The sequence below is a fragment of the Pseudomonas sp. 15C genome (assembly GCF_055484735.1).
This window is the reverse complement of sequence record NZ_JBUDGD010000005.1, coordinates 31,115-56,543: the sequence shown is the minus strand read 5'-3', so window position 1 is coordinate 56,543 and position 25,429 is coordinate 31,115. Positions and strand designations below refer to the sequence as shown.

The 25,429-nt window shown below is 59.5% G+C and carries 26 protein-coding genes and 1 tRNA gene; 8 read left to right on the top strand and 19 right to left on the bottom strand.

From position 1 onward, the window contains the following. Nucleotides 1–53: 53 nt before the first annotated feature. The 6 genes from ACYYKW_RS04900 to ACYYKW_RS04875 form a co-directional block, all read right to left on the bottom strand. Nucleotides 54–890 carry an FkbM family methyltransferase gene (locus ACYYKW_RS04900; protein WP_093106050.1) on the bottom strand — a complete coding sequence of 279 codons (837 nt, stop codon included), beginning with the start codon at nucleotides 888–890 and terminating at the stop codon, nucleotides 54–56. Between the two features lie 342 nt (nucleotides 891–1,232). Continuing rightward, nucleotides 1,233–2,468, bottom strand: coding sequence for a methyltransferase (locus ACYYKW_RS04895; RefSeq protein WP_464989550.1), 1,236 nt, complete (start codon nucleotides 2,466–2,468; stop codon nucleotides 1,233–1,235). After that, nucleotides 2,449–3,138 carry an ABC transporter permease gene (locus ACYYKW_RS04890; RefSeq protein WP_090288375.1) on the bottom strand — a complete coding sequence of 230 codons (690 nt, stop codon included), beginning with the start codon at nucleotides 3,136–3,138 and terminating at the stop codon, nucleotides 2,449–2,451. The genes ACYYKW_RS04895 and ACYYKW_RS04890 overlap by 20 nt, the downstream gene beginning before the upstream one ends. Then, complete coding sequence (locus tag ACYYKW_RS04885; RefSeq protein WP_464989549.1) at nucleotides 3,135–3,830, bottom strand: ABC transporter permease; 696 nt, start codon at nucleotides 3,828–3,830, stop codon at nucleotides 3,135–3,137. The genes ACYYKW_RS04890 and ACYYKW_RS04885 overlap by 4 nt, the downstream gene beginning before the upstream one ends. Nucleotides 3,831–3,907: 77 nt before the next feature. Beyond that, nucleotides 3,908–4,660 (bottom strand): ABC transporter substrate-binding protein, encoded by a 753-nt coding sequence (locus ACYYKW_RS04880; RefSeq protein WP_464989548.1) that lies wholly within the window; start codon nucleotides 4,658–4,660, stop codon nucleotides 3,908–3,910. 13 nt (nucleotides 4,661–4,673) lie between these two features. Beyond that, entirely contained in the window at nucleotides 4,674–5,447 is a 774-nt protein-coding gene (locus ACYYKW_RS04875; RefSeq protein ID WP_039756564.1) for an ABC transporter ATP-binding protein, read from the bottom strand. A gap of 554 nt (nucleotides 5,448–6,001) precedes the next feature. On the opposite strand from ACYYKW_RS04875, the gene gabP reads away from it, so the two are divergent. Continuing rightward, nucleotides 6,002–7,393 (top strand): GABA permease, encoded by a 1,392-nt coding sequence (gene gabP / locus ACYYKW_RS04870; RefSeq protein WP_464989547.1) that lies wholly within the window; start codon nucleotides 6,002–6,004, stop codon nucleotides 7,391–7,393. Nucleotides 7,394–7,464: 71 nt separating this feature from the next. On the opposite strand, the gene ACYYKW_RS04865 is transcribed toward gabP, so the two are convergent. From ACYYKW_RS04865 to ACYYKW_RS04820, 10 genes are all read right to left on the bottom strand, one after another. Further along, nucleotides 7,465–7,917: a hypothetical protein gene (locus ACYYKW_RS04865; protein ID WP_093106028.1), complete on the bottom strand. Its 453-nt coding sequence runs from the start codon at nucleotides 7,915–7,917 to the stop codon at nucleotides 7,465–7,467. A 6-nt stretch (nucleotides 7,918–7,923) separates the two neighbouring features. After that, a complete protein-coding gene (locus ACYYKW_RS04860; RefSeq protein ID WP_090280172.1) occupies nucleotides 7,924–8,337 on the bottom strand; it encodes a hypothetical protein in 414 nt (137 codons plus the stop codon). Between the two features lie 29 nt (nucleotides 8,338–8,366). Continuing rightward, nucleotides 8,367–9,341 (bottom strand): alpha/beta hydrolase family protein, encoded by a 975-nt coding sequence (locus ACYYKW_RS04855; RefSeq protein WP_464989546.1) that lies wholly within the window; start codon nucleotides 9,339–9,341, stop codon nucleotides 8,367–8,369. A 67-nt stretch (nucleotides 9,342–9,408) separates the two neighbouring features. Beyond that, nucleotides 9,409–10,467, bottom strand: a complete 1,059-nt coding sequence (locus ACYYKW_RS04850) for a PDDEXK nuclease domain-containing protein (protein ID WP_464989545.1) — start codon at nucleotides 10,465–10,467, stop codon at nucleotides 9,409–9,411. A 179-nt stretch (nucleotides 10,468–10,646) separates the two neighbouring features. Then, nucleotides 10,647–10,913 carry a hypothetical protein gene (locus ACYYKW_RS04845; RefSeq protein ID WP_464989544.1) on the bottom strand — a complete coding sequence of 89 codons (267 nt, stop codon included), beginning with the start codon at nucleotides 10,911–10,913 and terminating at the stop codon, nucleotides 10,647–10,649. Between the two features lie 206 nt (nucleotides 10,914–11,119). Then, nucleotides 11,120–11,195 (bottom strand) — tRNA-Phe (locus ACYYKW_RS04840). A gap of 91 nt (nucleotides 11,196–11,286) precedes the next feature. Continuing rightward, the gene (locus tag ACYYKW_RS04835) at nucleotides 11,287–11,559 is read right to left on the bottom strand and encodes an oxidative damage protection protein (RefSeq protein WP_093106010.1); all 273 of its coding nucleotides are present in this window, start codon (nucleotides 11,557–11,559) and stop codon (nucleotides 11,287–11,289) included. Beyond that, nucleotides 11,556–12,623: an A/G-specific adenine glycosylase gene (mutY, locus tag ACYYKW_RS04830; protein ID WP_464989543.1), complete on the bottom strand. Its 1,068-nt coding sequence runs from the start codon at nucleotides 12,621–12,623 to the stop codon at nucleotides 11,556–11,558. The genes ACYYKW_RS04835 and mutY overlap by 4 nt, the downstream gene beginning before the upstream one ends. After that, on the bottom strand, nucleotides 12,620–14,836 hold the full coding sequence (locus ACYYKW_RS04825) for an AsmA family protein (protein WP_464989542.1): 2,217 nt from the start codon (nucleotides 14,834–14,836) through the stop codon (nucleotides 12,620–12,622). The genes mutY and ACYYKW_RS04825 overlap by 4 nt, the downstream gene beginning before the upstream one ends. Nucleotides 14,837–14,869: 33 nt before the next feature. Next, nucleotides 14,870–15,319, bottom strand: coding sequence for an acetyl-CoA sensor PanZ family protein (locus tag ACYYKW_RS04820; RefSeq protein WP_464989541.1), 450 nt, complete (start codon nucleotides 15,317–15,319; stop codon nucleotides 14,870–14,872). Between the two features lie 225 nt (nucleotides 15,320–15,544). On the opposite strand from ACYYKW_RS04820, the gene ACYYKW_RS04815 reads away from it, so the two are divergent. The 6 genes from ACYYKW_RS04815 to hisF all read left to right on the top strand — a co-directional run bounded on the left by ACYYKW_RS04815 (nucleotide 15,545) and on the right by hisF (nucleotide 20,584). Beyond that, complete coding sequence (locus ACYYKW_RS04815; RefSeq protein ID WP_464989540.1) at nucleotides 15,545–17,209, top strand: OFA family MFS transporter; 1,665 nt, start codon at nucleotides 15,545–15,547, stop codon at nucleotides 17,207–17,209. A 262-nt stretch (nucleotides 17,210–17,471) separates the two neighbouring features. Next, nucleotides 17,472–18,065, top strand: coding sequence for an imidazoleglycerol-phosphate dehydratase HisB (gene hisB, locus ACYYKW_RS04810; RefSeq protein WP_007909204.1), 594 nt, complete (start codon nucleotides 17,472–17,474; stop codon nucleotides 18,063–18,065). Next, complete coding sequence (gene hisH / locus ACYYKW_RS04805; RefSeq protein ID WP_093105986.1) at nucleotides 18,065–18,703, top strand: imidazole glycerol phosphate synthase subunit HisH; 639 nt, start codon at nucleotides 18,065–18,067, stop codon at nucleotides 18,701–18,703. Before hisB ends, hisH begins: the two co-directional genes overlap by 1 nt. Then, entirely contained in the window at nucleotides 18,704–18,964 is a 261-nt protein-coding gene (locus tag ACYYKW_RS04800) for a DUF2164 domain-containing protein (protein WP_464989539.1), read from the top strand. It abuts the gene before it with no gap. A 102-nt stretch (nucleotides 18,965–19,066) separates the two neighbouring features. Further along, on the top strand, nucleotides 19,067–19,804 hold the full coding sequence (hisA, locus tag ACYYKW_RS04795; RefSeq protein ID WP_464989538.1) for a 1-(5-phosphoribosyl)-5-[(5-phosphoribosylamino)methylideneamino]imidazole-4-carboxamide isomerase: 738 nt from the start codon (nucleotides 19,067–19,069) through the stop codon (nucleotides 19,802–19,804). A gap of 9 nt (nucleotides 19,805–19,813) precedes the next feature. Continuing rightward, a complete protein-coding gene (gene hisF / locus ACYYKW_RS04790) occupies nucleotides 19,814–20,584 on the top strand; it encodes an imidazole glycerol phosphate synthase subunit HisF (RefSeq protein WP_003220755.1) in 771 nt (256 codons plus the stop codon). 71 nt (nucleotides 20,585–20,655) lie between these two features. Here the strand turns inward: hisF and ACYYKW_RS04785 are convergent, their stop codons facing one another. After that, on the bottom strand, nucleotides 20,656–22,284 hold the full coding sequence (locus ACYYKW_RS04785) for a trypsin-like serine peptidase (protein WP_464989537.1): 1,629 nt from the start codon (nucleotides 22,282–22,284) through the stop codon (nucleotides 20,656–20,658). A 140-nt stretch (nucleotides 22,285–22,424) separates the two neighbouring features. On the opposite strand from ACYYKW_RS04785, the gene ACYYKW_RS04780 reads away from it, so the two are divergent. Then, a complete protein-coding gene (locus ACYYKW_RS04780) occupies nucleotides 22,425–23,180 on the top strand; it encodes a substrate-binding periplasmic protein (protein ID WP_464989536.1) in 756 nt (251 codons plus the stop codon). Here ACYYKW_RS04780 and ACYYKW_RS04775 read toward each other — a convergent pair. Then, the gene (locus ACYYKW_RS04775; RefSeq protein ID WP_464989535.1) at nucleotides 23,161–24,534 is read right to left on the bottom strand and encodes a Vps62-related protein; all 1,374 of its coding nucleotides are present in this window, start codon (nucleotides 24,532–24,534) and stop codon (nucleotides 23,161–23,163) included. The two genes, ACYYKW_RS04780 and ACYYKW_RS04775, sit on opposite strands and share 20 nt — an antisense overlap. 118 nt (nucleotides 24,535–24,652) lie before the next feature. Continuing rightward, nucleotides 24,653–25,429 carry a divergent polysaccharide deacetylase family protein gene (locus ACYYKW_RS04770; RefSeq protein WP_464989534.1) on the bottom strand — a complete coding sequence of 259 codons (777 nt, stop codon included), beginning with the start codon at nucleotides 25,427–25,429 and terminating at the stop codon, nucleotides 24,653–24,655.

Below are 25,429 nucleotides of genomic sequence, written 5' to 3'. Positions count from 1 at the left end.
TTGGGAAGATCCTGTAAACCCCTGAATTCAGACTATTTTTGCGTTGCCACAAATCAGGCCCTGCGCAGTACTTTTCTCAGCTTTTGCACGGCTCGAACCGTGCGGCTGTTTTGCAGCGCGTGCAGTTGGCTTTCAGCCTGTTCGGCGCGGTGCAGGGCTTCGGCGAGCTGTGTGGCGGTGTCGGGTACGGCGGGGCTAAGCGGATGCGCGAGGGCGTGGCCGTGGCAGAGCTGGAAGTTGTCGAGCGTGCAGGGTGGAATTTCGAACGCCGGTTTGAGGTTGAGGTGTTCGTCGGCGAGGAACCAGGTGTTGAGGCCGTCGAACATGACGGACTGATAGCCGGCGTCGGTGACCAAGTGTTCCCAGGTGTGATCGCGCAGCCATGGGGTTTCGATCAGGATGATCCAGGGGCGGAAGCGGTTGAAGTCCATGCCGCGCAGGACGGTTTCTTCGTGGCCTTCGACGTCGATCTTGAGAAAGTGGATGGGCCGGTCGGCGGCGTGTTGTTCGCAGATCGAGGTGAGGGTGCGGGCCTCGACCGTGAACTTGTGCACGTTCATGCCGAGGTCTTTGCGTTGTTGGGCAACGACGGGGTCGGCGGTGGACAGGCCGGTGTCTGGAATGCCGTAGAAGGTTACGGCGCCCGGCTGGTCGCTGGCGATGCATTGCACGGTGGTGTCGCGGGGGCGCTGCAGGCAGAGCGCGTCGTAGTAATCCTGCATCGGTTCGACGTTGATGCCATGCCAGCCATGGTCGTAGAAAGCTTTGGTGACCGAATCGTGGCTCGGGTCGTTGGCGCCGACGTCGATGTAGAAACCGTGTTCGAACTGCTTGAGCGCGCGCCACAGGCGGACGTCTTCGAAGTTCTGTGCATAGGAGATGAACGTCACGGTCGCTTCCTGTCGGTCGATTTATTATTCAGGCATGTGCCGGCGAGGCGGTGAAGCTTTGTATAGCAAGGCTGGCGGATGCTCGCAATTATTCGCTTTGCATGCCCGAAATTCGGCGGTTATGCCGTTTTGATTGGCGTCTTATGCACAACGCGAAGCCTCGATTGTCTGCTTAGGCCGGTTTTCTAGCACCCATTCTCATTTTGTATGCAAATCGCTGTTTTGCCGGTTTTTTATTTATGTGAACAAAAAATGACCAGGGCGGCAGAAGGGTCGAAACAGGCGGATATATTGGATCCACGCGAATTTCATCAACAGAGTTATCCACAGGTTGGCGGACTGTTATCCGCGCTCGGCCAAGAGCAGCAGATTACGCGGCGTCAGCGGCGTTTCGCAGAATGTGCCGAGACGCACGACATAGCCGTGCTCGACCAAAAAAAGCGCTCGATCCAGATTCAGCCAAAGCTCCAGCGGTCGGCGGAAAAGCCCGCGCAGCAACTCCAGATTGCGAACTTCGGCCAGACGCTGCCAACCGGCGGCTTCCAGACTCTCCCAATCCATCGAGTCAACTGTGGATAAGTCTTTGAGGGCTGCGAGATCGCGGCAATAATCGGCGAACGGTTTATCCAGCCAAGCGCTCGGCAGTGACGGAATTGGCAAGTATTCGTCGACACCGCGCAGCTGCCTTTGCAGCAAGTCGAAGGCCAGGCGTCGCGCCATGGACGTGTCGCGCTGGCGTCGGACTCGTGCACCGGCGGTGACGGTTTCGCTCATCGGCAGGGCGAGATCTTCCCGCGATAACCCTAGGAAAGATCTCAGGCCGGAGGAGGACAATGCCTGATATTCGCTGTGAACGGTGCGGTTGTAGCAGCACGGCGCAATCGCCATCTGCTGGCACCCGGCCGCGCTGGCCAGTTGCATCAAGCGGACGTGCAGATCGCCGCAAGCGTGGAGCGCGACGGGGGTGTGGGCAACGTTCAACACGGCGGAAGCGTCGGCCGCCAGCACGTCCTGTTCGATATGCAGAGCATGTAAATGGTGACGCTGACTCAGTGCCTGACCGCTGGCAACCAATGCTGGATCGTACTCAACACACGTCAGTTGCTGTCCTGCGTTGAGTAACCGCCGGCCCAGATGACCTTTGCCCGAACACCAGTCCAGCCAATGCGTCGGCTGAGATGAAAAAGCCAAGCGGCTGGCAAACGCCTCGATCTGTTGCCATTTGCGCCCCGGCACATCGACATTCAATCGATGGCCGGCGGTTTCCAGCGCATGCCTCGGCAGCGAACCGACCGCGCTCAATTTAGCCGATAACTTTGCCAATGAGGCGAACGGCTCAGGCGCATCGGCAAGGTCAGCAGGTTGGTTATGAGCGTTCTCTGCGTCGTCCAGTGACCGCCCGCGTAGCCATGAAGCCAATTCGGGGTAGGACGCTTCCCAAGGAAGCGAAAGATGAGTGAAGGGTCGAGGCTTCCACAACGCCTGATGCTCAACCAAAAAAGCATCCAGCGCACTGAAGCGGGCGAGTAGGGCCTCGCCCGTCAGTACGTCGGAAGATTCAGCGGCCCTGGCAGGCATCGACGCGCAGCCAACGCTCCAGCAGCTTGAAGCCGCGCACCAGCACGTAGGCCATGACCAGATAGAACACGCCGGCGGCGAAGAAGATCTCCACCGGCAAATAGGTGCGGGCAATGATCGTGCGCGCCATGCCGGTCAGCTCGAGCAAGGTCACGGTGCTCGCCAGCGCGCTGGCCTTGAGCATCAGGATCACTTCGTTGCTGTAGGCCGGGAGGCCGATGCGCGCGGCTCGGGGCAGGACGATGTAGAACATCGCTTTGGGTCTGGACATGCCCAAGGCCCGCGCGGCTTCGATTTCGCCCGGTGGAATCGCCTGAATCGCGCCGCGCAGAATCTCGGCAATGTACGCCGCCGTGTGCAGCGTCATGGTCACGGTTGCACACCAGAACGGATCGCGCAGGTAGGGCCACAACGCGCTTCCACGCACCGCGTCGAACTGTGCCAGGCCGTAATAAACCAGGAACAGCTGCACCAGCAGCGGCGTGCCACGGAAAAAGAAAATGTAGGCGTAAGGCAGCGAGCGCACGTACCACCGCTTCGAAGAGCGGGCGATGCCCAGCGGAATGGCGAGCAGCAGGCCAGCGATTACCGCGATGGCGACCAGCTCCAGCGTCAGGGTCGCGCCCTGCGCCAGTTTCGGTAGCCATTTGATGATCACTTCCCAGTTCATTGGGCGCTCCTCGCAAAGCCGCGGGCGGCGCGTTTTTCCAGGAAGTGCATGCCGGTCATCGCCAGCACCGTCAGGCCCAGATACGTGACGGCCGCGACCATATAAAAGGTGAACGGCTGTTTCGACACGGTCACGCCGATCTGCGCGTGACGCATGATTTCTTCCAGGCCGATCACGGAAACCAGCGCGGTGTCTTTCATCAGGATCATGAACAGATTGCCCAGACCGGGCAGGGCGATGCGCCACATCTGCGGCATGATCAGGCGGGTGAAGATCCGCCATTTCGACAGGCCCAGGGCCTGGCCGGCTTCACGATGGCCCTTGGGAATGGCGAGGATCGCGCCGCGAAACACTTCCGTGGCGTAGGCACCGAAGCACAGGCCCAGGGCGATCACGCCGGCGGCGAAGGCATTGAGTTGCAGGTCGGGGTTGCCGAAGTACTCGCCGAGGGCGCGCATCAGGTTGACCGTACCGAAGTAGATCAACAGCACCCAGAGCAATTCCGGAACGCCACGTACCAGCGTCGAATAAGTGCCGCCGAGCCATTGCAGCGGCTTGTACGGGGAAGTCTTGGCCAGGGCGCCAAGCAGGCCGAGCACCAGGCCCAGGCACAGGGCGGTGAGGGCCAGTTGGACGGTCATCAGCGCGCCGGCGGCAAGCGCCGGGCCGAATCCGTAGAGGTCGATAATCATGGATTTCTGTTCAAATTGCGGCAGGCAAAGTCGGGAGCCGGCGCCGCTTGGTCACGGCGCCAGTCCCACAGGTCAGATCAATAGATGCTGAACGGGAAGTACTTGTCGTTGATTTTCTTGTAGGTACCGTCAGCGACGATTTCCTTCAGCGCGGCGTTCAGCTTGTTGCGCAGTTCGTTGTCACCCTTGCGCACGGCGATGCCGATCTTGTCGCTTTCGACGACCGGGTCGCCCTTGAACTCGTAGTTCTTGCCAGCGTCGGTTTTCAGCCAGTCGTAGTTGGCGTACTTGTCGGCGAGGATCGCATCGACACGACCGGAAGTCAGGTCGAGATAGGCGTTTTCCTGGGTGTCGTAGAGGCTGACCTTGATGTCGTCACCGTAGGTGTCTTCCAGCCAGGTACCGGCCAAGGTCGCACGCTGGGTACCGATGGTCTTGCCTTTGAGCGAGTCCTTGTCGGTTTTGAAATCGACGTTTTTCGGCGCGATGAATTGCAGCTTGTTCGAATAGTACGGGTCGGTGAAGTCCACCGCGCCCTTGCGCTCTTCGGTGATCGACAGCGAGGAGATCAGGAAGTCGAACTTCTTCGCGTTCAGGGCCGGGATGATGCCGTCCCAGTCGGAAGTAACCACGCTGCATTCGACTTTCATCTTCGCGCACAGGGCGTCGCCGATTTCCTTGTCGAAGCCGACAACCTGGCCGCTGGCGTCTTTGTTGTTGAACGGCGGGTAGGCCGCTTCGATGCCCATCTTCAGGGTTTCAGCCATGGCACCGGCGCTGAACGCCAGGGTGACGGCGGCAGCCAGGAAGACCTTTTTGAAATTCTGCATGCATGTTGCTCCGTTAGCGGTTGCTGGACATGAATTGTTTGCAGCGCGCCGAAAGCGGGTTTTCGAACACCTGCTGTGGCGATCCTTGCTCTTCTATAAGGCCCTGATGAAGGAACACCACTTCGCTGGAAACCTGACGGGCGAAGCCCATTTCATGGGTCACGAGCAGCATGGTGCGGCCTTCTTCGGCCAATGCGCGGATGACACTAAGTACTTCCTGAACCATTTCCGGGTCAAGCGCGGAGGTGGGCTCGTCGAACAGGATCACCTTCGGCTGCATCGCCAATGTGCGGGCGATGGCCGCGCGTTGCTGCTGACCGCCAGACAGTTGCGCCGGATAGGCGTGGCGCTTGTCGGCGATGCCGACCTTGGCCAGCAGCGCTTCGGCGACTTCGATGGCTTCGGCCTTGCTTTGGCCGAGTACGCGGCGCGGGGCTTCGATGACGTTGTCGAGCACGCTCATATGCGGCCACAGATTAAAGTTTTGAAATACAAAACCAATCTCCGAACGCAGGCGATTGATCTGTTTGCCATCGGCGGCAACCAGTTCGCCGTTCTTCGCGGCTTTGAGCTTGAGTTCTTCGCCGGCCACCAGAATCTGGCCCTGGTGCGGGTTTTCCAGCAGATTGATGCAGCGCAGGAAAGTGGACTTGCCGGAACCGGAGGAGCCGAGGATCGAGATCACGTCGCCATCGCGGGCGGTCAGCGATATGCCTTTGAGCACCTCAAGCTGTCCGTAGCGTTTGTGCAAGTTGCGGATTTCCAGCGCGGGCGTGGCCTCAGCCATGTGCGTTCCTCATATATGTTGCGCTCCTGCTGTTGGCGGGCCTTCCAGGCGAGGCGGCCAAGCTAGCATAGCGTTTCAATGGCAGCCAACAGCGCTACAAGCGGTAATCGGGTGGCCTGTGGCAGGGTGTCGCATCGGCGCAGCAGACTGTCGCCCCATCAACAACCGAACGGGTGTTTGATCAAGCCCGCCCGTGGGTGTCGCGTAAAAAAAGGCGCGATGTTGCCAGCTTTGGCGGGGTGTTGGAAGCGCTATCCGGCCGAACGTTCTTGTTTTGCCCATTTTCTGTGCGTCGCAGGCTTTTTCTGTGTGTTTCTGGTGCGTGGATTCGTTCTGAAAGTGAGTCGCAGGGTAACGCTCTGGCGAATAGCCATTAAACTCAAGGACTTGCATCGAGCACTGGCATTGCCCGCAAGTCCCCGGCGTCCAAGGATATGAAACATTTTGGCGTAAATATTGCGTGCAGAATAAGGAACAGCCCGTTGGATTCTTTTTACGAGAAAGAATTTTCAGACCGGCCGGATGCACCCGCTTTCCTTGCAAAGGTAGTCTCTATGAGCAGTACCCCAAGCTCCAATGGCCTCGAACAGGGGCTCAAACCGCGTCATGTGACCATGTTGTCGATCGCCGGTGTGATCGGCGCCGGTCTGTTCGTTGGCTCCGGCCACGCCATCGCTGCTGCTGGCCCGGCCGTGCTGCTGGCTTACGCCGCTGCCGGTACGTTGGTGGTGCTGGTGATGCGCATGCTCGGCGAAATGGCCGTCGCCTCGCCGGACACCGGTTCTTTCTCGACTTACGCCGACCGCGCGATTGGTCATTGGGCCGGTTTCACCATCGGCTGGTTGTACTGGTGGTTCTGGGTACTGGTGATTCCACTGGAAGCCAACGCCGCAGCGACCATCCTCCACGCGTGGTTCCCGGGCGTGGATATCTGGGCATTCGCTCTGGTCATTACCCTGCTGCTGACCGTGACCAACCTGTTCAGCGTGAAAAACTACGGTGAGTTCGAGTTCTGGTTCGCTTTGATCAAAGTGTTGGCGATCATCGGCTTCATCGGCCTCGGCCTTGCGGCGATTTTCGGCTTCCTGCCGACGAGTCAGGTCAGCGGCGTTTCGCACCTGTTCGACAGCGGCGGCTTCCTGCCCAATGGCATGGGCGCCGTGCTGGGCGCGATCCTGACCACCATGTTTTCGTTTATGGGGACCGAAATCGTCACCATCGCGGCGGCGGAATCGAAAGACCCGGGCAAACAGATCTCCAAGGCCACCAACTCGGTGATCTGGCGGATCGGCCTGTTCTATCTGGTGTCGATCTTCATTGTCGTGGCTCTGGTGCCATGGAACGATCCTACGCTGGCCAACCTCGGCTCCTACCAGACTGTGCTCGAGCGCATGGGCATCCCGAACGCCAAGATGATTGTCGACATCGTCGTGCTGGTCGCGGTGACCAGTTGCTTGAACTCGGCGCTGTACACGTCTTCGCGCATGCTGTTCTCGCTCGGCAAGCGCGGCGATGCCCCGGCCATGTCGACCCGCACCAACAAGAGCGGCACGCCCTACTGGGCAGTCATGTTGTCGACCGGCGCAGCGTTCCTCTGCACCTTCGCCAACTACGTCGCTCCGGCTGCGGTGTTCGAATTCCTGCTGGCCAGCTCCGGCGCCATTGCCCTGCTGGTGTACCTGGTGATCGCCTTCTCGCAACTGCGCATGCGCAAGCAGCGCGTGGCACGCGGCGAGAACATCGTCTTCAGCATGTGGCTGTTCCCGGGCCTGACCTACGCGGTGATCATCTTCATCATCGCGGCCCTGACCATCATGCTGTTCCAGGAAGCCCATCGCGTGGAGATCCTCGCCACAGGCCTGCTGAGCTTGCTGGTGGTGGCTGCCGGCCTGCTGGTATCGCGCCGTCGCAAGCTGGAAAAACGTGGTGCGGTGGTGTTGAGCTGAGTCGCAACGCGTGATGTGAAAACGGCCGCTGTCAGGGATGACGAGCGGCCGTTTTTGTTTTTGCGCAGGATTTATTCGCTCTTTTCTTCCGGCGAGTCCACCGACTTGCCATAAGCATCCAGCGCCACCCCGAAATCGGTGATGAACTGCGGTTCGCTCAGCCAGGCCTGGGCTTCTTCGATCGTCATGCCGTCGGCCCACATGCGATAGTCGATCAGCATGTCAGCGGCCAGGTGGGTGGCGGCCATGCCTTCGTTGTCGGCGTTTTCCATGTCCAGCAGTTCAGGATGGTCGACGATGATGAAGGCCAGCTCGCGCAGCAGTGTCAGCAGCATCTCGTTGCGGCTGACGGCTTCGGCGTCGCGCATTTTGCTGAACATCGCCAGGGTGTATTCCGGGATCGGCTCGGCGAGGTGGCCGAGGTCTTCGTCCTGATCCAGCGGTTTACGACCGACCATGCGGATTTGCCTGGCTTTGGCCTTGGCGCGTTTGGCGCGTTTCTGTTGCTTGTTCAGGGATGCCATGGGAACTCAGTTCTTCTGTTGGGTTTGTGCGGCGATCGCGTCGGACGCGGCCACATAGTCGGCCTGGAAGGCCGGGGACTCGATCCACGCCAGCGCGCCGGCCTCGTCGGTTTCCTGCGACCACTGGCGATACTCGATCAGCGCGGCGAGGATGAAATCCATCGCGCCTTCTTCGCCTTCCTGCTCATAGACCAGTTCCAGCAGCGGGTCTTCGAGGAACGCGCTGCACATCGCTTGCTGGCTGATCTTCTCGGCGTCGATCATCTTCTTGAACAGCTCGGTGAGGTCCACCGATTCGAAGTCGATGCGGTCGTCGTTCGGGTCCAGTTCGACCGGCGCCTCGGCGCGTTTGGTGCGGTTCTGCCTGGCCTTGGTCTTGGCCCGGGCGGCGCGTTTTTGCTGCTTGTTGGCGGAGGCCATGGTCTGTTCCGTCTTGCGTTGGGAAGGGCTCAGCTGCGCGGGACTTGCCGTCCGGATGTGTCGGGGGCCAGTGCGCCGGTCTGCAGCCAGGTCAGAGCGATGGGCCATAGTGTGGCTTGGTATGCGCTGCGAAAAAAGGCGAAATGTCCGACTTGTTGTTCGCCAATGTCCTGCGGCTTGATACGCAGGTAGGTTTTTTCCGCGTTGCTGAAGTAGTCGAGCAGGCGTTCGATGGCCGGGATCGTGCCGTAAGGGTCGTCGCTGATACTGATGGCCAGGGTTTGTGCATGGACGTTGGCGAAGGGTAGGGAACCCGTCTTCTGCAACAGAGCGCGACCGCTCGGGCGCTGTTCGAAACGCGCGGCAGGCGTGCTCCAGTCGCGTACAACGCCTGTTGGCGTATCTTCCAGCCAGCCGAGGCGCTTGCCGGGGAAATAGCCACACAGCAGCGTCAGCAAGGGCATCGCCACATGCCATTTGCCGAACATGCGCCAGCGCTGTTCGGGAGCGTAGTCGCGCCAGTACGCGAACTGTGCGCCGACGGTGACCAGTCGTCGGATCACTCTCCCGGATTCAGCCAGTCCCGCCGCGCAACCGCCGAAACTGTGGCCGATCACATCGATCGGCTGCCCCGGGAACTCCCGTTGCGCACGTTTGAGCATCGCCTGGAAATCCAGCGCGCCCCAATCAGTCCACGAGGCGCGCAGCCCTTTGATCGATTCGCTGCGTGATTCGCCGATGCCGCGATAGTCGTAAGTCATCACGTCGAAACCATGGCTGAACAGATACGCCGCGAATCGCGAATAGTGACGGCAATGCACGGACGTGGCGGCGTTGATGATGACCACCGGGCGTTGCGGGTCGGACGAGGTGTGGCGCCAGGTGAAACCGCCGAGTGCATAGCCGTCGTTGGCGATTTCGTTGAAGGGAGTACCTTCGCTTGCAGTCAGAACCGGTTGGCTCAATTCGGCGTCTTCCAGTTCGGTTGTTTGCTGACTGCTCATGGCGCTCGACCTCGACGGAGATTCGCCAACGATAGTCTCAGTGCTGTCTGTGAACAATCCAGCCGGTTTATTCAGGGGATTGGGTGAGCAAGCGTTCTTCAATCAGCGCCTGTTCGCGGTTCAGCTCGGCCCGTAACTCTTCTTCGCTCGGCAGTATCGTCTTGTAACTGCTGGCGAACAGTTGCTCATTGCCTTTGAGCATCGAATAGCGCGCAACCGAGTCGTTGCTCTCGGCGCTCAGAATGATGCCGACAGTCGGCTTGTCGCCCTCGCTGCGCTTGAGCTCGTCGTACATGCGCACATACATGTCCATCTGCCCGACATCGCGGGCGCTGAGTTTGCCGCGTTTGAGGTCGATGATCACGAAGCACTTGAGCAGGTAGTTGTAGAACACCAGATCGATGTAGAGATCAACGCCGTCAGTGCTGATGCGTTGTTGCCGAGCGACAAAGGAGAAGCCTTTGCCCAGTTCAAGCAGAAAGCTTTGCAGGTGATCGATGAGAGCTTGTTCGAGGCCGCTTTCCCTGACTTTTCCCGCCGAGGGCAGGCCAAGGAACTCGAGCATGACCGGATCGCGAATGAATTCCCGTGGGTTGCATTTCATCGCGTTGATGTTGGTGGTCGCTTCCTCGACCACCTCGGTTTTGTCCTGACTCATGAGCAGGCGCTCGTAATAGAGCGTCAGGATTTGCCGATCAAGGGCGCGGCTTGACCAGTTGAGGTCGGCACATTCGTTCATGTACCACAGGCGCGCTTTCTCGTTTTCGACGCGTAGCAGGCGGCGGTAATGGGTCCAGCTCAATTCGTGACGCAGTGCGTCACGAATTGGAAACGCCTGATAAAAGAGGCGCATGTAGCGCAGATTGGAAGCATCAAAGCCCTTCCCGAACTGCTCCGTCAGATCCTTCGCCAGTAGCGCCAGCAACCGCTGACCATAACCCGCACGCTGGGCGCCCTTCTGTTCGAACTCGACAATATGCCGGCCGATCTGCCAACAAGTCTGCACTTGAATCGTATCAACCGCGCGCAGCACTTTTTGCCGAGCCTGGCAAATCAACTCGCCCAGTTCGCCCAGCAGTGAATCGATTTTCGGGTCTTGCGTGTCAGCAGGTTTTAGCTGGCTCATCGGGTCTTCCGCGTCAGGGTGAACAGACGCAAAAGCATGACGATTGTCGCCGTTTGAGTATGTCGGGGGAGACGGTGAAGTCCGCAGGAAGAAGAGATTGCCATTGCAGGACGTTGCCGAGGACCGAAGCTTTGCCGGGCTGACGTCTGTAGTCCATTTCGTACGCTTGAGGACAACCGTTAACGCGAACGCGATTTGCGTTGGGTTCTGGCCGCAGGTTTGTCGATGCGCGTCAGTCTTTGCCACGCCAGGCCTGCGGCCAGCAGCAAGACGCCGAACAGACCTTGAAGTACAACGTGAAACCAGTACATGCCCGGCTGCCCGGCGAGGGTGTAGACCTTGGCCGGACCGCCGCGCGTGGCGGTGGTGATCGTCTCGTGGATAACGCCGTCGATGGCCGAGTAGCCCAGCAACGCGCCGGTACCGATCAGAAACAGGCTGATCATGATTGCCAGCCCTCTGGACACCGGACTTTCCTGGTGCGGCGGCGGATGGGGCAGTGGGACTCGCGTTCGTTTTTGGTTCATCGCGGGGATAGCCCTCTTCCGTAAGGGGTGCTGATGGTAGCGCGGATCAAGAGGTGGGAAACCAGCCTCACTAAATCGCAGGCATAAAAAAACCCTGAATCTTGCGATTCAGGGTTTTCGGTATTTGGTGCCCAGAGACGGAATCGAACCGCCGACACGGGGATTTTCAATCCCCTGCTCTACCGACTGAGCTATCTGGGCAACGGGGCGCATTAAAAGGGTTTTTCGGATTTACGTCAACGACTTTTTGAAAATTTCTTAAATTAATTCCGTCGCTTACGAAAAACCCGGGTTATTCGGATGGCGGCACGTAGCCTTCGGCCTTGGCGTATTCCTCGCCGGAGAAGTACTTCTCCATTTCGCCCTGAAGGAATTTGCGGTCTTCGGCGTTCATCATGTTCAGGCGCTTTTCGTTGATCAACAGGGTCTGGTGTTTCTGCCAGTCGCCCCAGGCCTTGGCGGACACGTTTTCGTAGATGTCCTGGCCCTTGGCGCCGGGGAACGGTGCTTTCTCGAGGCCTTCGAGTTGTTCTTTGTACTTGCGGCACATTACGGTGCGGGTCATGGCGATACTCCTGCATTCAAGACGGCGGCCGCGCGTTCGAGCAAGGTCTTGACCGGGGCGGCGAGGCCCAGGCGCGGCGGGGTGGCGAGGTTATACCAGAGCCAGTCGGCCTCGGCCACGTGATGGGCGGCCTCCTGCACCTGAACCAGCCAGGGTTCGATGGACAGCTGGAAATGGCTGAAGGTGTGGACAAGGCTTGGCAGCGCCTGCTGCTGGCCCATGGTCAGCGAGTGTTGGTCGGCCAGATGTTGCAGATCGTCCAGATCATCCAGCTCCGGCAGGCTCCACAAGCCGCCCCACAGACCCGTCGAAGGGCGGCGGTAAAGCAGAATCGCGCCTTCATCGTTGGCGAGCATCGGCATCAGCGTGCGCTTCTGCGGGATGGCTTTGCGCGGCTTGGGGATCGGATAGCGGGTTTCCAGGCTCAGCATGTGGGCTTCGCAGCCACGCTCCAGCGGGCACAGCAGGCAGCTCGGTTTGCTGCGCGTGCAGAGCGTGGCGCCAAGATCCATCATCGCCTGGGTGTAGGCGTTGACCCGATCGTGCGGGGTAAAGCGCTCAGCGTTGGCCCACAGCTGTTTGGCAACCTTCGGCTCGCCGGGGTAACCCTCCTGCGCGGTAAAACGCGCCAGAACGCGTTTGACGTTGCCGTCGAGAATCGGCGCGCGCAGGCCCATGCTGATGCTGGCAATGGCGCCAGCTGTGGACAGGCCGATGCCCGGCAGTTCGGTGAGTTTTTCGACGTCGCGTGGAAACTCGCCGCCGTACTGGCTGACGACGATCTTCGCGGTCTTCTGCAAATTGCGCGCGCGGGTGTAGTAACCCAGCCCGGTCCACAGATGCAGAACCTCGTCTTCGGGTGCGGCGGCCAGCGCTTCGACGGTCGGCAGCGCGGTCATGAAGCGATCAAAATAATTGAGCACCGTGCTGACCTGGGTCTGCTGCAACATGATCTCCGACACCCACACCCGATACGGGTTGATGTTCTGTTGCCAAGGCAGATCGTGGCGGCCGTGGCGGTCGAACCAGTCGAGCACCGCGCTGGAAAACTGCTCCGCTGTCATCGCTTGAACAGCCCCTTCAATGCGTTCTTCAGTTCCGGGCTGACCTTGTCGCCCAGTTTTTCGTCGATCTTTTCGCTGAGCTTGTCGCCGGCCATTTTGCTCGCGACCTGGCCGAGACGATCATTGTCGATGCGGCAGGCCTTGGCGCCGAGTTCCAGCGGGCCGCGGCAGCGCAGCGGCCATTCGACGCCGACGAATTTTTCGCCGACCTGGCAGGCCGGGTCAGGCATGGCGCTGGTGTCGCCTTCGACGATGATGCCAACGCGATAATCCATGCCGAGGACGCGCAGGTCGATGTCGCCGTCACCGTTGACGGTCATGCCGGGGATGCGCACTTTCAGGTCCGGGTTGCTGGCGACGCCGTTGCGCACGGTCAGGTTGCCCTTGAGTTCTTCAAACGGTGTGTCCTTGCCCCGCGGCTCGCCGCTGAGAGTCTTGCGATTGAGCGTGGCGATGCCCTTGCACAACTGCTGCTCAAGGTTGGCATTGAGCAGTACGCCATTGTTGATGACGAAACTGGCGTTGCCGTTCAGCGTATCGATCAGCGCCTGCTGGCTGTTACCGCTGCCGGTAAAGCTGCTGGTGAGTGTCACCAGACCTTTGACCGGCGGATTCTTGCCTTGGCTTTCAATGATTTTTTCTGCGGGGACGCGATTGAGTCGGGTCTGCAGATTCAGCACCGGTGCGCTCGGGCGCACATCGAGCGTGCCGTTGGCGACGAATCCACCGTTGTACAGATCGCCGCTGAGGTTGGTCAGGGTCAGCAGGCCGCCCTGACCGCTGGCCTTGAGCGCGGCGTTGTCGATCGGCAGCTTGTCGAGGGTCAGTTGGCCGAAGCTAAGGTCAGCGTCTACATCGAGCTTGGCCAGGCGTTCGACTGGCAGCAGGCGCTCGGTGCTCCAGGCGGTTTTGCTCGGTTTGTCCGGCAGCGGCGTGGTGCCTGCGACGGCACCTGCCTCGGTGCTGGCGACTTCGGCCTGACGCGTTTGCGTGGCGCTGTTGGCCTGTGCCGATTTCGGCGTCAGATAACGGTCGGCGTTGAAGGTGTCGGCTTTGAGGATCATCCGCAACGATTGCCTGGCGAAGTCTTCGACGGCAATGCGACCGCTGATGCTGCTGTCGTCGAGCTTCAGGTTGATGTTGTCGAAGGCGATGCTGCTGGGCGTGGCCGCGATGCGGCTGACCAGTTCGACCTTGCTCAGACTGCCTTCGGCCATGGCCGGCAGAGTCTGCCCGACGCTGTCGACGAATTTCGCCAGATCGAACTGGGCAATCGAAATGCCACCGCTGATCTGCGGCGTCTTGTCGAGGTCGTTGGCTTTCAGTTCGCCCAAGGCGCGCAGCTGGTTGGCGGAAATCTTGATGCCGGTCCATTCGGCGACATTCGCTGCTTTGTCCAGCAATAGCTGCCCCTGCGCCGAGAAAGTCATGGTCTTGCCCTGCAGCGGATCGCCGGCCAGTTCGCCGGACAGCTTCAAGTCTTCGAACTTGTAGCGCTGCACGGCCCGTTCGAAGCGCAGCTCGCCGCTGAGCTCGGTGCGCACGCGCAGCACCGGTTGATTGGTGCCGAGAAACGCGGTGGCTTTTACCGGAATATTGGTCGAGTCGTGGACCGGGCCGGTGCTCAACTGGATGCTTTCGGCGCTGAATTGCTTGCCGGTCAGCTCGTCGGTGTACTCAACGCGGGCGTTGTTGACGGTCAGGCTGTCGATGTCGAGGCGGATCGGCTGCGCCGGTTTTTCCACGGCTACGGTCGGTTCGCTGGCAGGCGCGTCGGTTTTGGCCGGCGGCGTTGTACCAGGCGCAACCGGCACCTTGCCGATGTCTTCCCAGTTGCCGTGACCGTTCTTGTCGCGGTTCAGACGCAGGTTCAGGCCTTCGACGCGGACATCGCTCATTTGCACTTCGCGGCGTAGCAGCGGCAGCACGCGTACCGACAGGCCGAGCATCTGCAGGTCGGCGAACGGTTCGGCAGGTTTTGCCAGGGTGGCGACGCTGGCCTCGTGCAATTCCAGGCCGAGCCACGGGAACAGGCTCCAGCCGATATCGCCATTGAGCGTCAGCTCGATGTGGGCCTTGTCGCGAGCTATCTGGCGGATCTCGTCTTTGTAGTCGTTGGGATCGAAGAGGTGGGTCAGGGCAAAGCCTGCCGCCACGATGATCAGCAACAACCCGAGAAGCACCAGACCCAGGATTTTGCCGAACGCTTTCATGGGCGAGTCCTTGTAGTGAGTCGAATTCGTAAATTAGCCGGGGAGTATAGCGCTGCAATGGCCCGGTTCGCTGTGGCGTCCTGTTGCCAGTACGTCCAGCGTCATGTGCAATTTGGCCGCGAGGGCTTGCGCCTCGACCTGCCCGGCGGGCGCGAGCAGGCGCAATTCGGCCCCCGCTTGCGACGCCATTTCCTGCGCTTGGTTCACCAGCCGCTCGGCGACTCCGCGACGGCGGGTAACTTTTCGTACGCATAAATGGGACAAGTACCAGACATCGTGGTGCCTTTGCAGACGCCCGGCACCGAGCAAGCGATCGTTGAAGCGCCCGGCAATCAGAGAACCGTCGGCGAGGCTGCTTTCGATCAGTCCGCTGTCGCCGGAAAACGGCGCGAACAGCCATGGCGGCGCGTCGCGATAGATCTTCTGCAAGTCCTGCTGATCCTGATAACTGGCGTCTTGTAGCACCTGGACGGTGATCGGCATGGTCGTTTCCTGAGTGGTACGAGAACAGATGACTTGAAAAAAGGTGATATCAGTTTGGTTTTTCTGTCACCTGAGAATGGTAACCTTCGCCAGTTCGTCCGCCCGTCTGCGACTTAACGTCGCGCCTTCAAGGAGCTTCACCTGAAAAAAACGGTCATGCCTGCGTGCATAAGGCCGAGGGTGAGCAGTGGCTGGCGAACCATACTAACAATTGGGGGATACACAATGAGCACGAGCATCACGGCGGACGGCCTGCGCGCCGACCAGCCTGCGTTCCTGTCCAAGGAACGCATCATCGCCAAGCCCGGTTTCAACCGCTGGCTGGTTCCACCGGCCGCTTTGGCCATTCACCTGTGCATCGGCATGGCCTACGGCTTTTCGGTGTTCTGGTTGCCGTTGTCCAAGGCGCTGGGCGTTACCGCTCCGGTGGCTTGCGCACCGGACATGAGCTTCATCGCACAGGTATTTTCTTCGAACTGCGACTGGCCGATCTCCATGCTCGGCTGGATCTACACGCTGTTCTTCATCTTCCTCGGCTGCTCGGCAGCGATCTGGGGTGGCTGGCTCGAACATGCCGGGCCACGCAAGGCAGGCGTGGTTTCGGCCCTGTGCTGGTGCGGCGGTCTGTTGATCTCGGCGTTGGGTATCTATACCCACCAGATCTGGCTGATGTGGATCGGCTCCGGGGTGATCGGCGGTATCGGTCTGGGCCTGGGCTATATCTCGCCGGTGTCGACCCTGATCAAGTGGTTCCCGGACAAGCGCGGCATGGCGACCGGCATGGCGATCATGGGTTTCGGTGGCGGCGCGATGGTCGGTGCACCGTTGGCAACGGCGCTGATGAGCCACTTCGCTTCGCCAGAAGGCGTGGGCGTTTGGCAGAGCTTCGTGGCCATGGCGGCCATTTACTTCGTGTTCATGATCGGTGGCGCACTGTCGTACCGCGTTCCGCCAACCGGCTGGAAGCCTGAAGGCTGGACGGCGCCGGCGAAGAAAGCTTCGAACGCGATGATCACCAATCGTCACGTGCACGTGAACGTAGCGTGGAAAACCCCGCAATTCCGTCTGGTGTGGCTGGTGCTGTGCCTGAACGTATCTGCCGGTATCGGCATCCTCGGCATGGCTTCGCCGCTGCTGCAGGAAGTGTTCGGCGGCAAGTTGCTGGGCGTTGACGTGCCGTTCGGTCAGCTTGACGCCGGTCAACTGGCTTCGATCGCCGCGATTGCTGCAGGTTTTACCGGCCTGCTGAGCCTGTTCAACATCGGTGGTCGGTTTTTCTGGGCTTCGTTCTCGGACTACCTGGGTCGCAAAAACACTTACTTCGTGTTCTTCGCCCTGGGTTTTGCCCTGTACGCGCTGATTCCGAACATGGGTCATCTGGGCAACGTTGCGCTGTTCGTGGCTGCGTTCTGCATCATCCTGTCGATGTACGGCGGTGGTTTCGCCACGGTACCGGCCTATCTGGCGGACCTGTTCGGTACGCAAATGGTCGGCGCGATCCACGGTCGTCTGCTGACTGCCTGGGCTGCTGCCGGTGTGCTGGGTCCGGTGCTGGTGAACTACCTGCGTGAATATCAGTTGAGCATCGGCGTTGAACGCGCCGCCGCTTACGACATCACCTTGTACATCCTCGCCGGCCTGCTGGTGCTGGGCTTCCTGTGCAACCTGATGGTGCGCCCGGTGGCCGACAAGTACTTCATGAGCGACGCTGAACTGGCGGCCGAACAGGCGCTGGGCCACGACAAGGGTGCTGATGCCAGCACCGTCCTTGAGTGGAAAGCGGCACCGGGCAGCAAGCCGCTGGCCATCGCTGCGTGGCTGGTGGTCGGTATTCCGTTGGCGTGGGGTGTGTGGGTGACCCTGCAGAAGACGGCGGTACTGTTTCACTAAGTAAAAACGCTGTACCCCTGTAGGAGTGAGTCTGCTCGCGATAGAGGTCTGACAGTCACAAGAATGGTGACTGGAAGGCCCTCATCGCGAGCAGGCTCACTCCTACAGTTGTTTTGTGTGTCTGTAATGGCTTGTATGGACATGTCTACCCGCGACCGCCGGGCATTCTATCCGTCAGCCATCTCACCTCTCGTGTTTCTGTTTGCTTGCTGCGTGCCTATAATGGCTGCCTTTTTCGCCCAATGATTTTGCGGAGCTGGTGATGGCCGAACGTAAGGCGTCTGTCGAGCGCGACACTCTGGAAACCCAGATCAAAGCCTCGATCAACCTTGATGGCACCGGAAAGGCCCGATTCGATATCGGTGTCCCTTTTCTTGAGCACATGCTGGATCAGATCGCCCGTCACGGGTTGATCGACCTGGATATCGAATGCAAGGGCGATCTGCATATCGACGACCACCACACGGTGGAAGACGTCGGTATCACCCTCGGCCAGGCGTTTGCCAAAGCCATCGGCGACAAGAAAGGCATCCGTCGCTACGGCCACGCCTACGTGCCGCTCGATGAAGCGCTGTCACGCGTGGTGATCGATTTCTCCGGTCGCCCGGGTCTGCAGATGCACGTGCCGTACACCCGCGCTACCGTGGGCGGCTTCGATGTTGACCTGTTCCAGGAATTTTTCCAGGGCTTCGTCAACCATGCACTGGTCAGCCTGCACATCGACAACCTGCGCGGCACCAACACTCACCACCAGATCGAAACCGTGTTCAAGGCTTTCGGCCGCGCGCTGCGCATGGCCGTCGAGCTGGACGAGCGCATGGCCGGGCAGATGCCTTCGACCAAAGGCGTGCTGTAATGCAGACGGTTGCAGTTATCGACTACGGCATGGGCAACCTGCACTCGGTGGCCAAGGCGCTGGAACACGTCGGCGCCGGCAAGGTGCTGATCACCAGCGATGCGGACGTGATCCGCGAAGCCGATCGTGTGGTGTTTCCCGGTGTGGGCGCGATTCGCGATTGCATGGCGGAGATCCGTCGCCTCGGTTTCGACTCGCTGGTGCGTGAAGTCAGCCAGGATCGCCCGTTCCTCGGCATCTGTGTCGGCATGCAGGCCTTGCTCGATACCAGCGAAGAGAACGATGGCGTCGACTGCATCGGCCTGTTTCCGGGTGCGGTGAAGTTCTTCGGCAAAGACCTGCATGAAGACGGCGAGCACCTGAAAGTCCCGCACATGGGCTGGAACGAGGTAAAGCAGATGGTCAGCCACCCGCTGTGGCATGACATTCCGGATATGGCGCGTTTCTACTTCGTGCACAGCTACTACATCGCCGCCGCCAACGCGCGGCAGGTGGTCGGTGGCGGTCACTACGGTGTCGATTTCGCAGCAGCGCTGGCCGATGGCTCGCGTTTCGCCGTGCAGTTTCACCCGGAGAAAAGCCATACCCATGGCCTGCAGCTGCTGCAGAACTTCGCCGCGTGGGACGGTCGCTGGTAAATGGCCGTCAAGAAGTCCAAACCGCCGATTCTGACCCTCACTCCCGAACAGGAGAGCGAGGCCAATCGCAAGATTCAGCGGTTCATGGAAGACCGTTTCGAACTGGAGTTGGGTTCGTTCGAAGCGGCGGAAATTCTTGAGCTGTTTACCCGCGAAATTGCTCCGCACTATTACAACAGGGCGATTTTCGATGTGCAGACCCACCTCAAAGAGCGGTTTGAAAGCATCGAAAGCGACCTGTGGGCGCTCGAAAAAAATTAGGAGCAGCGGCAAGCTTCAAGCTACCAGCTGCAAGAAACGGCCATACATGCGTGCTTGCAGCTTATAGCTTGCAGCTTGCAGCTCTTTGACGAAGGAAAAAGCATGCTGATTATTCCCGCTATCGATCTCAAGGACGGCGCCTGTGTACGTCTGCGCCAGGGCCGCATGGAAGATTCCACGGTGTTCTCCGATGACCCGGTGAGCATGGCTGCCAAGTGGGTGGAGGGCGGTTGCCGCCGTCTGCATCTGGTCGATCTGAACGGCGCTTTCGAAGGCCAGCCGGTCAACGGCGAAGTGGTCACCGCGATCGCCAAGCGCTACCCGGACCTGCCGATCCAGATCGGCGGCGGCATCCGTTCGCTGGAAACCATCGAGCATTACGTCAAGGCCGGCGTCAGCTACGTGATCATCGGCACCAAAGCCGTGAAAGATCCAGCTTTCGTCGCCGAAGCCTGCCGCGCCTTTCCGGGCAAGATCATCGTCGGCCTCGACGCCAAGGACGGTTTCGTCGCCACCGATGGCTGGGCAGAAATCAGCACCGTGCAGGTCATCGACCTGGCCAAGCAGTTTGAAGCCGACGGCGTCTCGTCGATCGTTTATACCGACATCGCCAAAGACGGCATGATGCAGGGCTGCAACGTACCGTTCACCGCTGCGCTGGCTGCGGCGACGAAGATCCCGGTGATCGCTTCCGGCGGCATCCACAATCTGGGTGACATCAAGTCGCTGCTCGACGCCAAGGCGCCGGGCATTATCGGCGCCATTACGGGTCGCGCGATTTATGAGGGCACTCTCGACGTCGCCGAAGCGCAAGCTTTCTGCGATTCGTACCAAGGCTGAGGACTGACCATGGCGCTGGCCAAACGCATCATCCCTTGCCTGGACGTGGACAACGGCCGGGTCGTCAAGGGTGTGAAGTTCGAGAACATCCGCGACGCCGGTGACCCGGTGGAAATCGCCCGTCGCTACGACGAGCAGGGCGCCGACGAAATTACCTTTCTCGACATCACCGCCAGCGTCGATGGCCGTGATACCACGCTGCATACCGTCGAGCGCATGGCCAGCCAGGTGTTCATTCCGCTGACCGTCGGCGGTGGCGTGCGCACCGTGCAGGACATTCGCAACCTGCTCAATGCCGGTGCGGACAAGGTGTCGATCAATACCGCCGCCGTGTTCAACCCGGAATTCGTCGGTGAAGCAGCGCAGCATTTCGGCTCGCAGTGCATCGTCGTTGCCATCGACGCGAAAAAGGTTTCCGGCCCCGGCGAAACCCCGCGCTGGGAGATTTTCACCCATGGCGGGCGCAAGCCAACCGGCCTCGACGCCGTCGAGTGGGCGAAGAAAATGGAAGGCCTCGGTGCCGGTGAAATCCTCCTGACCAGCATGGATCAGGACGGCATGAAAAACGGCTTCGACCTCGGCGTGACCCGCGCAATCAGTGACGCGCTGGGTATCCCGGTGATCGCTTCCGGCGGTGTCGGCAACCTGCAGCATCTGGCCGACGGCATCCTCGAAGGTCACGCCAGCGCCGTGTTGGCGGCGAGTATTTTCCATTTCGGCGAATACACCGTGCAGGAAGCCAAGGCGTATATGGCCCAACGCGGCATCGTGATGCGCTGATCACGTTGAGGCTGCATTTTGCCGGGCGGAACCCATGCGGGTTACTCACCGCCCGGCTTGCAGCCGACGGGTCAAGGTTTTTGCAAGATCTCCGTGCGTACGGCAGAAGTATTGAAATCGCGATCCATGGTGTAGCTGCACAGCGTCAACGGCAGGGCTTGGTTGGGTACCAGAAAGCTGTCGCCTATCTTGGTGTAGCTTCTCGATTCGATGCCGGCGCAGTCTGTTGAACCGACTGCCCCAACATAGATCTGAGTCCAGATATTGCGACCCGTGTTCTGACGATATTCCACCAAAAGCTCTTCAGTGCCGTGCTTGATCTCAGGTGCTGGTTCAGGCAATGAAATCCCGCCTGGCTTGACCAGGCGCGCTGGCAGAATCTGTGTGTTGCGTAATTTCCCCTCGCTGAGTTGATGATCAACTGAGTCGACACCCACCAGGCACAGATAGTACAAGCCTGCTTCACTGCCGATCGGTGCATCAACAAGACCAGTGCTGATATCGATCGGGTTACTGTAGCGTTCTGGCAAGTAACAGGCGTGTGCGTCACGCACGGTTTTAAATCTGAAGAAGTTTGTGTTCATTGAAAACCTGACGTCCCAGTCTGGCCTCTTTTCATATTCGTTCTCAGGCGCTTTATAAAGCGAAACGTCTGCGTTGGTTCTGGCCCTGAAATTGAAGTCGGGTTTTAGCGAGCAGGCGGGCGCCTCGATATTGAAGTGTCCGTCAGAAAAACAGGACATCAGATAGTCGATCGGGAAACTCTGACTGGCCTGATCAGGCAAAACGGATTGACGACCAGGGGTTGCACAGAGCCCATGCCAGAAGCACAGATCACTCGCTGTGATTGCGTAGGTGGTTCCCGACATGACACCGATGACTTCCCCTGTAGCGATGTCCATGACCGGGGAGCCGGATGAGCCCGGTTCGATGCCTTTGCAATCCTGTTTCTGGTAACCGGTATGAACGGTCAGATACTTGATCAGCGTCGTGTCGGCTGGCTCCTGGGTGCAGGACGACAGCCTCAGACCTGGCGCGCTTGAGGGCGCGCCGATGACCCTGACCTGAATGAGTCTGTCAGGCGCTTTGAGTGCTGCCTTGAGTGGATTGATGCCGTCGGCAATCACCGCTTGCAGCGAGCTGTTCAGTTCCATGACGGCGATATCAGTGCCAGCCAGGCTGGCCCAGTTGACCTTTTGAATGTTGTAACGCTTGGCGTCCAGCAGCGTGTCTTGAAAGTAATTGAACTGTATCTGGCCCTGATAGGCCGTGTCCGCAACTGTTCCAATCCAGATTGACGCGCAATGTCCACTGGTCAGGATATACGCGGGGCCATTTGCATCATTATCAGCGTCGCGGCTATCGATGAGAAAAGCCGTGCAGTAACGACGGTCCCCTTTGATGATCTGTCCGATGCCGTTCAAGTGATTATTCTGCTGATGAGAATTATGCAAAATAATGGGCTCTGCAGGTTCCGGGAAAGTATATGCACAAGACGCTAGAGCGAAGGTGGTGGTCAGAAAAGCGAGTGCCGCTGCCACTTTTGATTGGTAGTTCATGACCGGTCCTTGGTCGAAAGTTAAAAGAGAGAAGTTGGTTTCAGTAACTCTATTTGGATTTTCTGCAGTGATGTTTTTTGTGCTGTGGCGAGATGTAAAACGAATACTATTTGAAAAGTTTTTCAAATTTTTAATAAGCAAGAGTGATTAGGCTGCTCTGAACAAACACGTGCTGCTGGCGCTTCCGACAGTGCCGAAGTGCATTGATTTCGTGCCGGCCAGTGGACACCATGGCGCACCCAAGGCACTCTTGGGCACGCCATGGAACCCGGTAGCCCGACATGATCAAACGCCTGCTTCTCGTTCTCGCCAGCGCCTCGATGTTGCTCATCCACACCGCTCGCGCCGAAAACGCTCCCGACACCGATCTGGTGCTTCTCACCGAAAACTTCCCGCCGTACAACATGGCGAAAAACGGCAAGAACTTCGCCCCGGGCGAGAACATCAGCGGCATTGCTACCGATATCGTGCGCGAAATGTTCCAGCGTGCCGGCCTCACCTACAGCCTGACGCTGCGCTTCCCTTGGGAGCGGGTGTACAAACTTGCCCTGGAAAACCCCGGTTACGGCGCCTTCGTCATGGCGCGTCTGCGTGACCGGGAAAACCTGTTCAAGTGGGTCGGTCCGATCGGGCCGGATGATTGGATTCTGTTGGCCAAGGCTGACAGCAAGATCACCCTCGATACGCTGGAAGACGCGCGCAAATACAAGATCGGTGCCTACAAGGGCGACGCCATCGCCGAGACCCTGGCCAAGCAAGGTCTGAAGCCGATCGTAGTGCTGCGCGATCAGGACAATGCGAAGAAACTGGTCAACGGGCAGATCGATCTGTGGGCCACCGGCGATCCCGCCGGGCGTTATCTGGCCCGGCAGGAGGGTGTCAGCGGCCTGAAAACCGTGCTGCGCTTCAACAGCGCAGAGCTTTATCTGGCGCTGAACAAGGATGTTCCCGATGAAGTCGTCGCCAGGTTGCAGGCCGCGCTGGATCAGTTGCGCAAGGAAGGCGTGGTTGACGAGATCATGGGGCGATATCTGTAGTGGCGGACTGATCTGGCGTTGGTAGCGGAGCGCTGGGTTCGTCCTCTGCCAAGGGCGCTTGCACTGTCTGCTCTTCGGCCGCCTCGGATACCGGCACGACGATGATTTCGGGCTCGGGTGACGCGTACTGGCTGATGTGCAAGCTACTGCCATCGGTGTAGCTGAAACCCTCGGTCACTGATGTACCGTCTGCACGTACCAGTCTGTAGTCGCTTTGCACCAGATAGGCGGCAACCGACCTGTTTGGGTCCACGACCGCAACCACTTCGATGGGCGCCATATTGCCCCACTCGTTCGAATGTATTTCGCATTGGGTGAAATCGTGGCCCAACCGTGCGGAAAACGTCAGCGCGTCGTGCTGATGGGTTTGCCATTGGGCTCCGAATTCAATGGAAGTGGTGTGGGAAAACGTTCGTAAACCGGCGGTTCGCTGGGCGCGAGGCGCTGACCACCTGAATATCTGGCTGTCGTTGCCGGTGTTGCGCGCATGGCCTACCAGAATGTAGCGATCCTTGCGTTCCAGCTGATAGAACGGGGAACGACGCAATTGCTCAGTCGCTGGGTAATGCGGATCCTTGATCGTGAACCAGGGCAGGCTGGCGGTGTAAGAAGGATCGTCTGTAGTGTCCGAAGACGTCGGTGTCTCTCCGCACAGGACAGGGGGTGATGGGCGTGTATTCAGTTGCAGCCCGATCTGCAGGCGCAGACAGTAAACCGGAAAACTGGCCGGTCGGGTGTAGTCACTCAAGCCGAAAAAACTGCCTGATGCCAAGTGAACCTCACCGGGTAAAGCGGCTGGAGGTACTGCGCTCCAGGTACTGACACGCTGACGGGCTCCGCTGCCCTTGTCATCCCAGATCATGTCGCTGGTATTCGATGGAATGACCAGGTCCGCGCGAACGCAGCGGACAGCGTTGAGTGACGGCTTTTCATGATCGCTCGAACACACCGTCCCCAGCGCCACGTAGCCTGCGGGAGGGCGTGGACGCCAGATCGACAGATCTCTTTTTGAGCCCGACCCGGAGTCTTTCCAGATCAGTTCATAATCATCGGGACGACGCAGTGCCCTGCCTTTGGTGGAGTCAGTGCTGGCAATGTCTGCTTCGCAAGCAACGGCTACCACCTTTTTACCATTGATGTTGCTCAGGCCTCTGGTGACGACATCGCCCAAGGGAAAGTAACCGGGTAGCGCATCGGGGGCCGGGGTAGGTCGCCAGAAGGACGCAGATTTGGCTGACAAGCCGTCGGTATCCCAAATGCGCAGAAACTCTGTTGTGAAATTGATCAACAGGTTATCGATTCTGATGGGTTCGGTCCGTTCAATGGCCGGGGTAATCGGGGTGTTTGTTGTCATGGGAACTCCTGATAGCTGAAAAGCGACTCGTGGGAGTCGCGACCTGTGGCAGGTCGCACTATCGGAAACGGGGCGGGGCGTGCGGTGGTAACTATGTATTGCTTAGCGTGACCGGCTATTACCGATAAGTGCCGTCTTTGCCGTGAGCGGCCATGGCGCGGTTGCTGCGCACACTGATCATCTGCCGGATATCGATCCAGTCGATCCCCTGCGCCTTCAACTTCGGCAATTCACGCTCGAGCACCGCGAGGGTTTGCGGATACGGATGGCCGATCATCACTGCTGAGCCCTGCTTGTGCGCCAGGCTGATCGCCGTCTGCAACTGCGTAGCGATCGCCGCTTCCGTGCGTTCGTCGTCAAGGAACACGTCCCGCGAGACGCTCGCCAGATCGATCTTCTGCGCCTGCTGCGCGGCGACGGTCTGGGCGCTGGTGCGGCTGTCGACGAAAAACTTGTGCCGCCGCTGCAATTCAGCCATCAACCACGCCATCGCCGCGGGTTGTGCGGTCATGCGGCTGCCCATGTGGTTGTTGATGCCGGCGGTAAACGGGACTTTCTCGAAGGCGGCGTTGAGGCGTTTTTCGAGTTCTTCAATCGGCAGTTCCGGGTGCCAGGCATAAGGCCCGGTGGCCGGGTCCATTGGCATGTGCAGGATGACGACCTTGCCGGCGCGATGGGCCTCGCGGGCAAACTCGGTGGCGTGCGGGGTGTCCGGCATGATTGCCGTGGTCACCGGGCCGGGCAGGGCGAGCACGCGACGATCCCGGGGCAGGTTTTGCCCCAGGTCATCGATGATCAGCGTCAGGTAGGCTTTGTGCGGTTTCGGGCTGGCGGGCTCTGCGTGAACAGCACCCGCCAGGCAGCACAACAGAACGAACAGAAAACGCAGCGACAT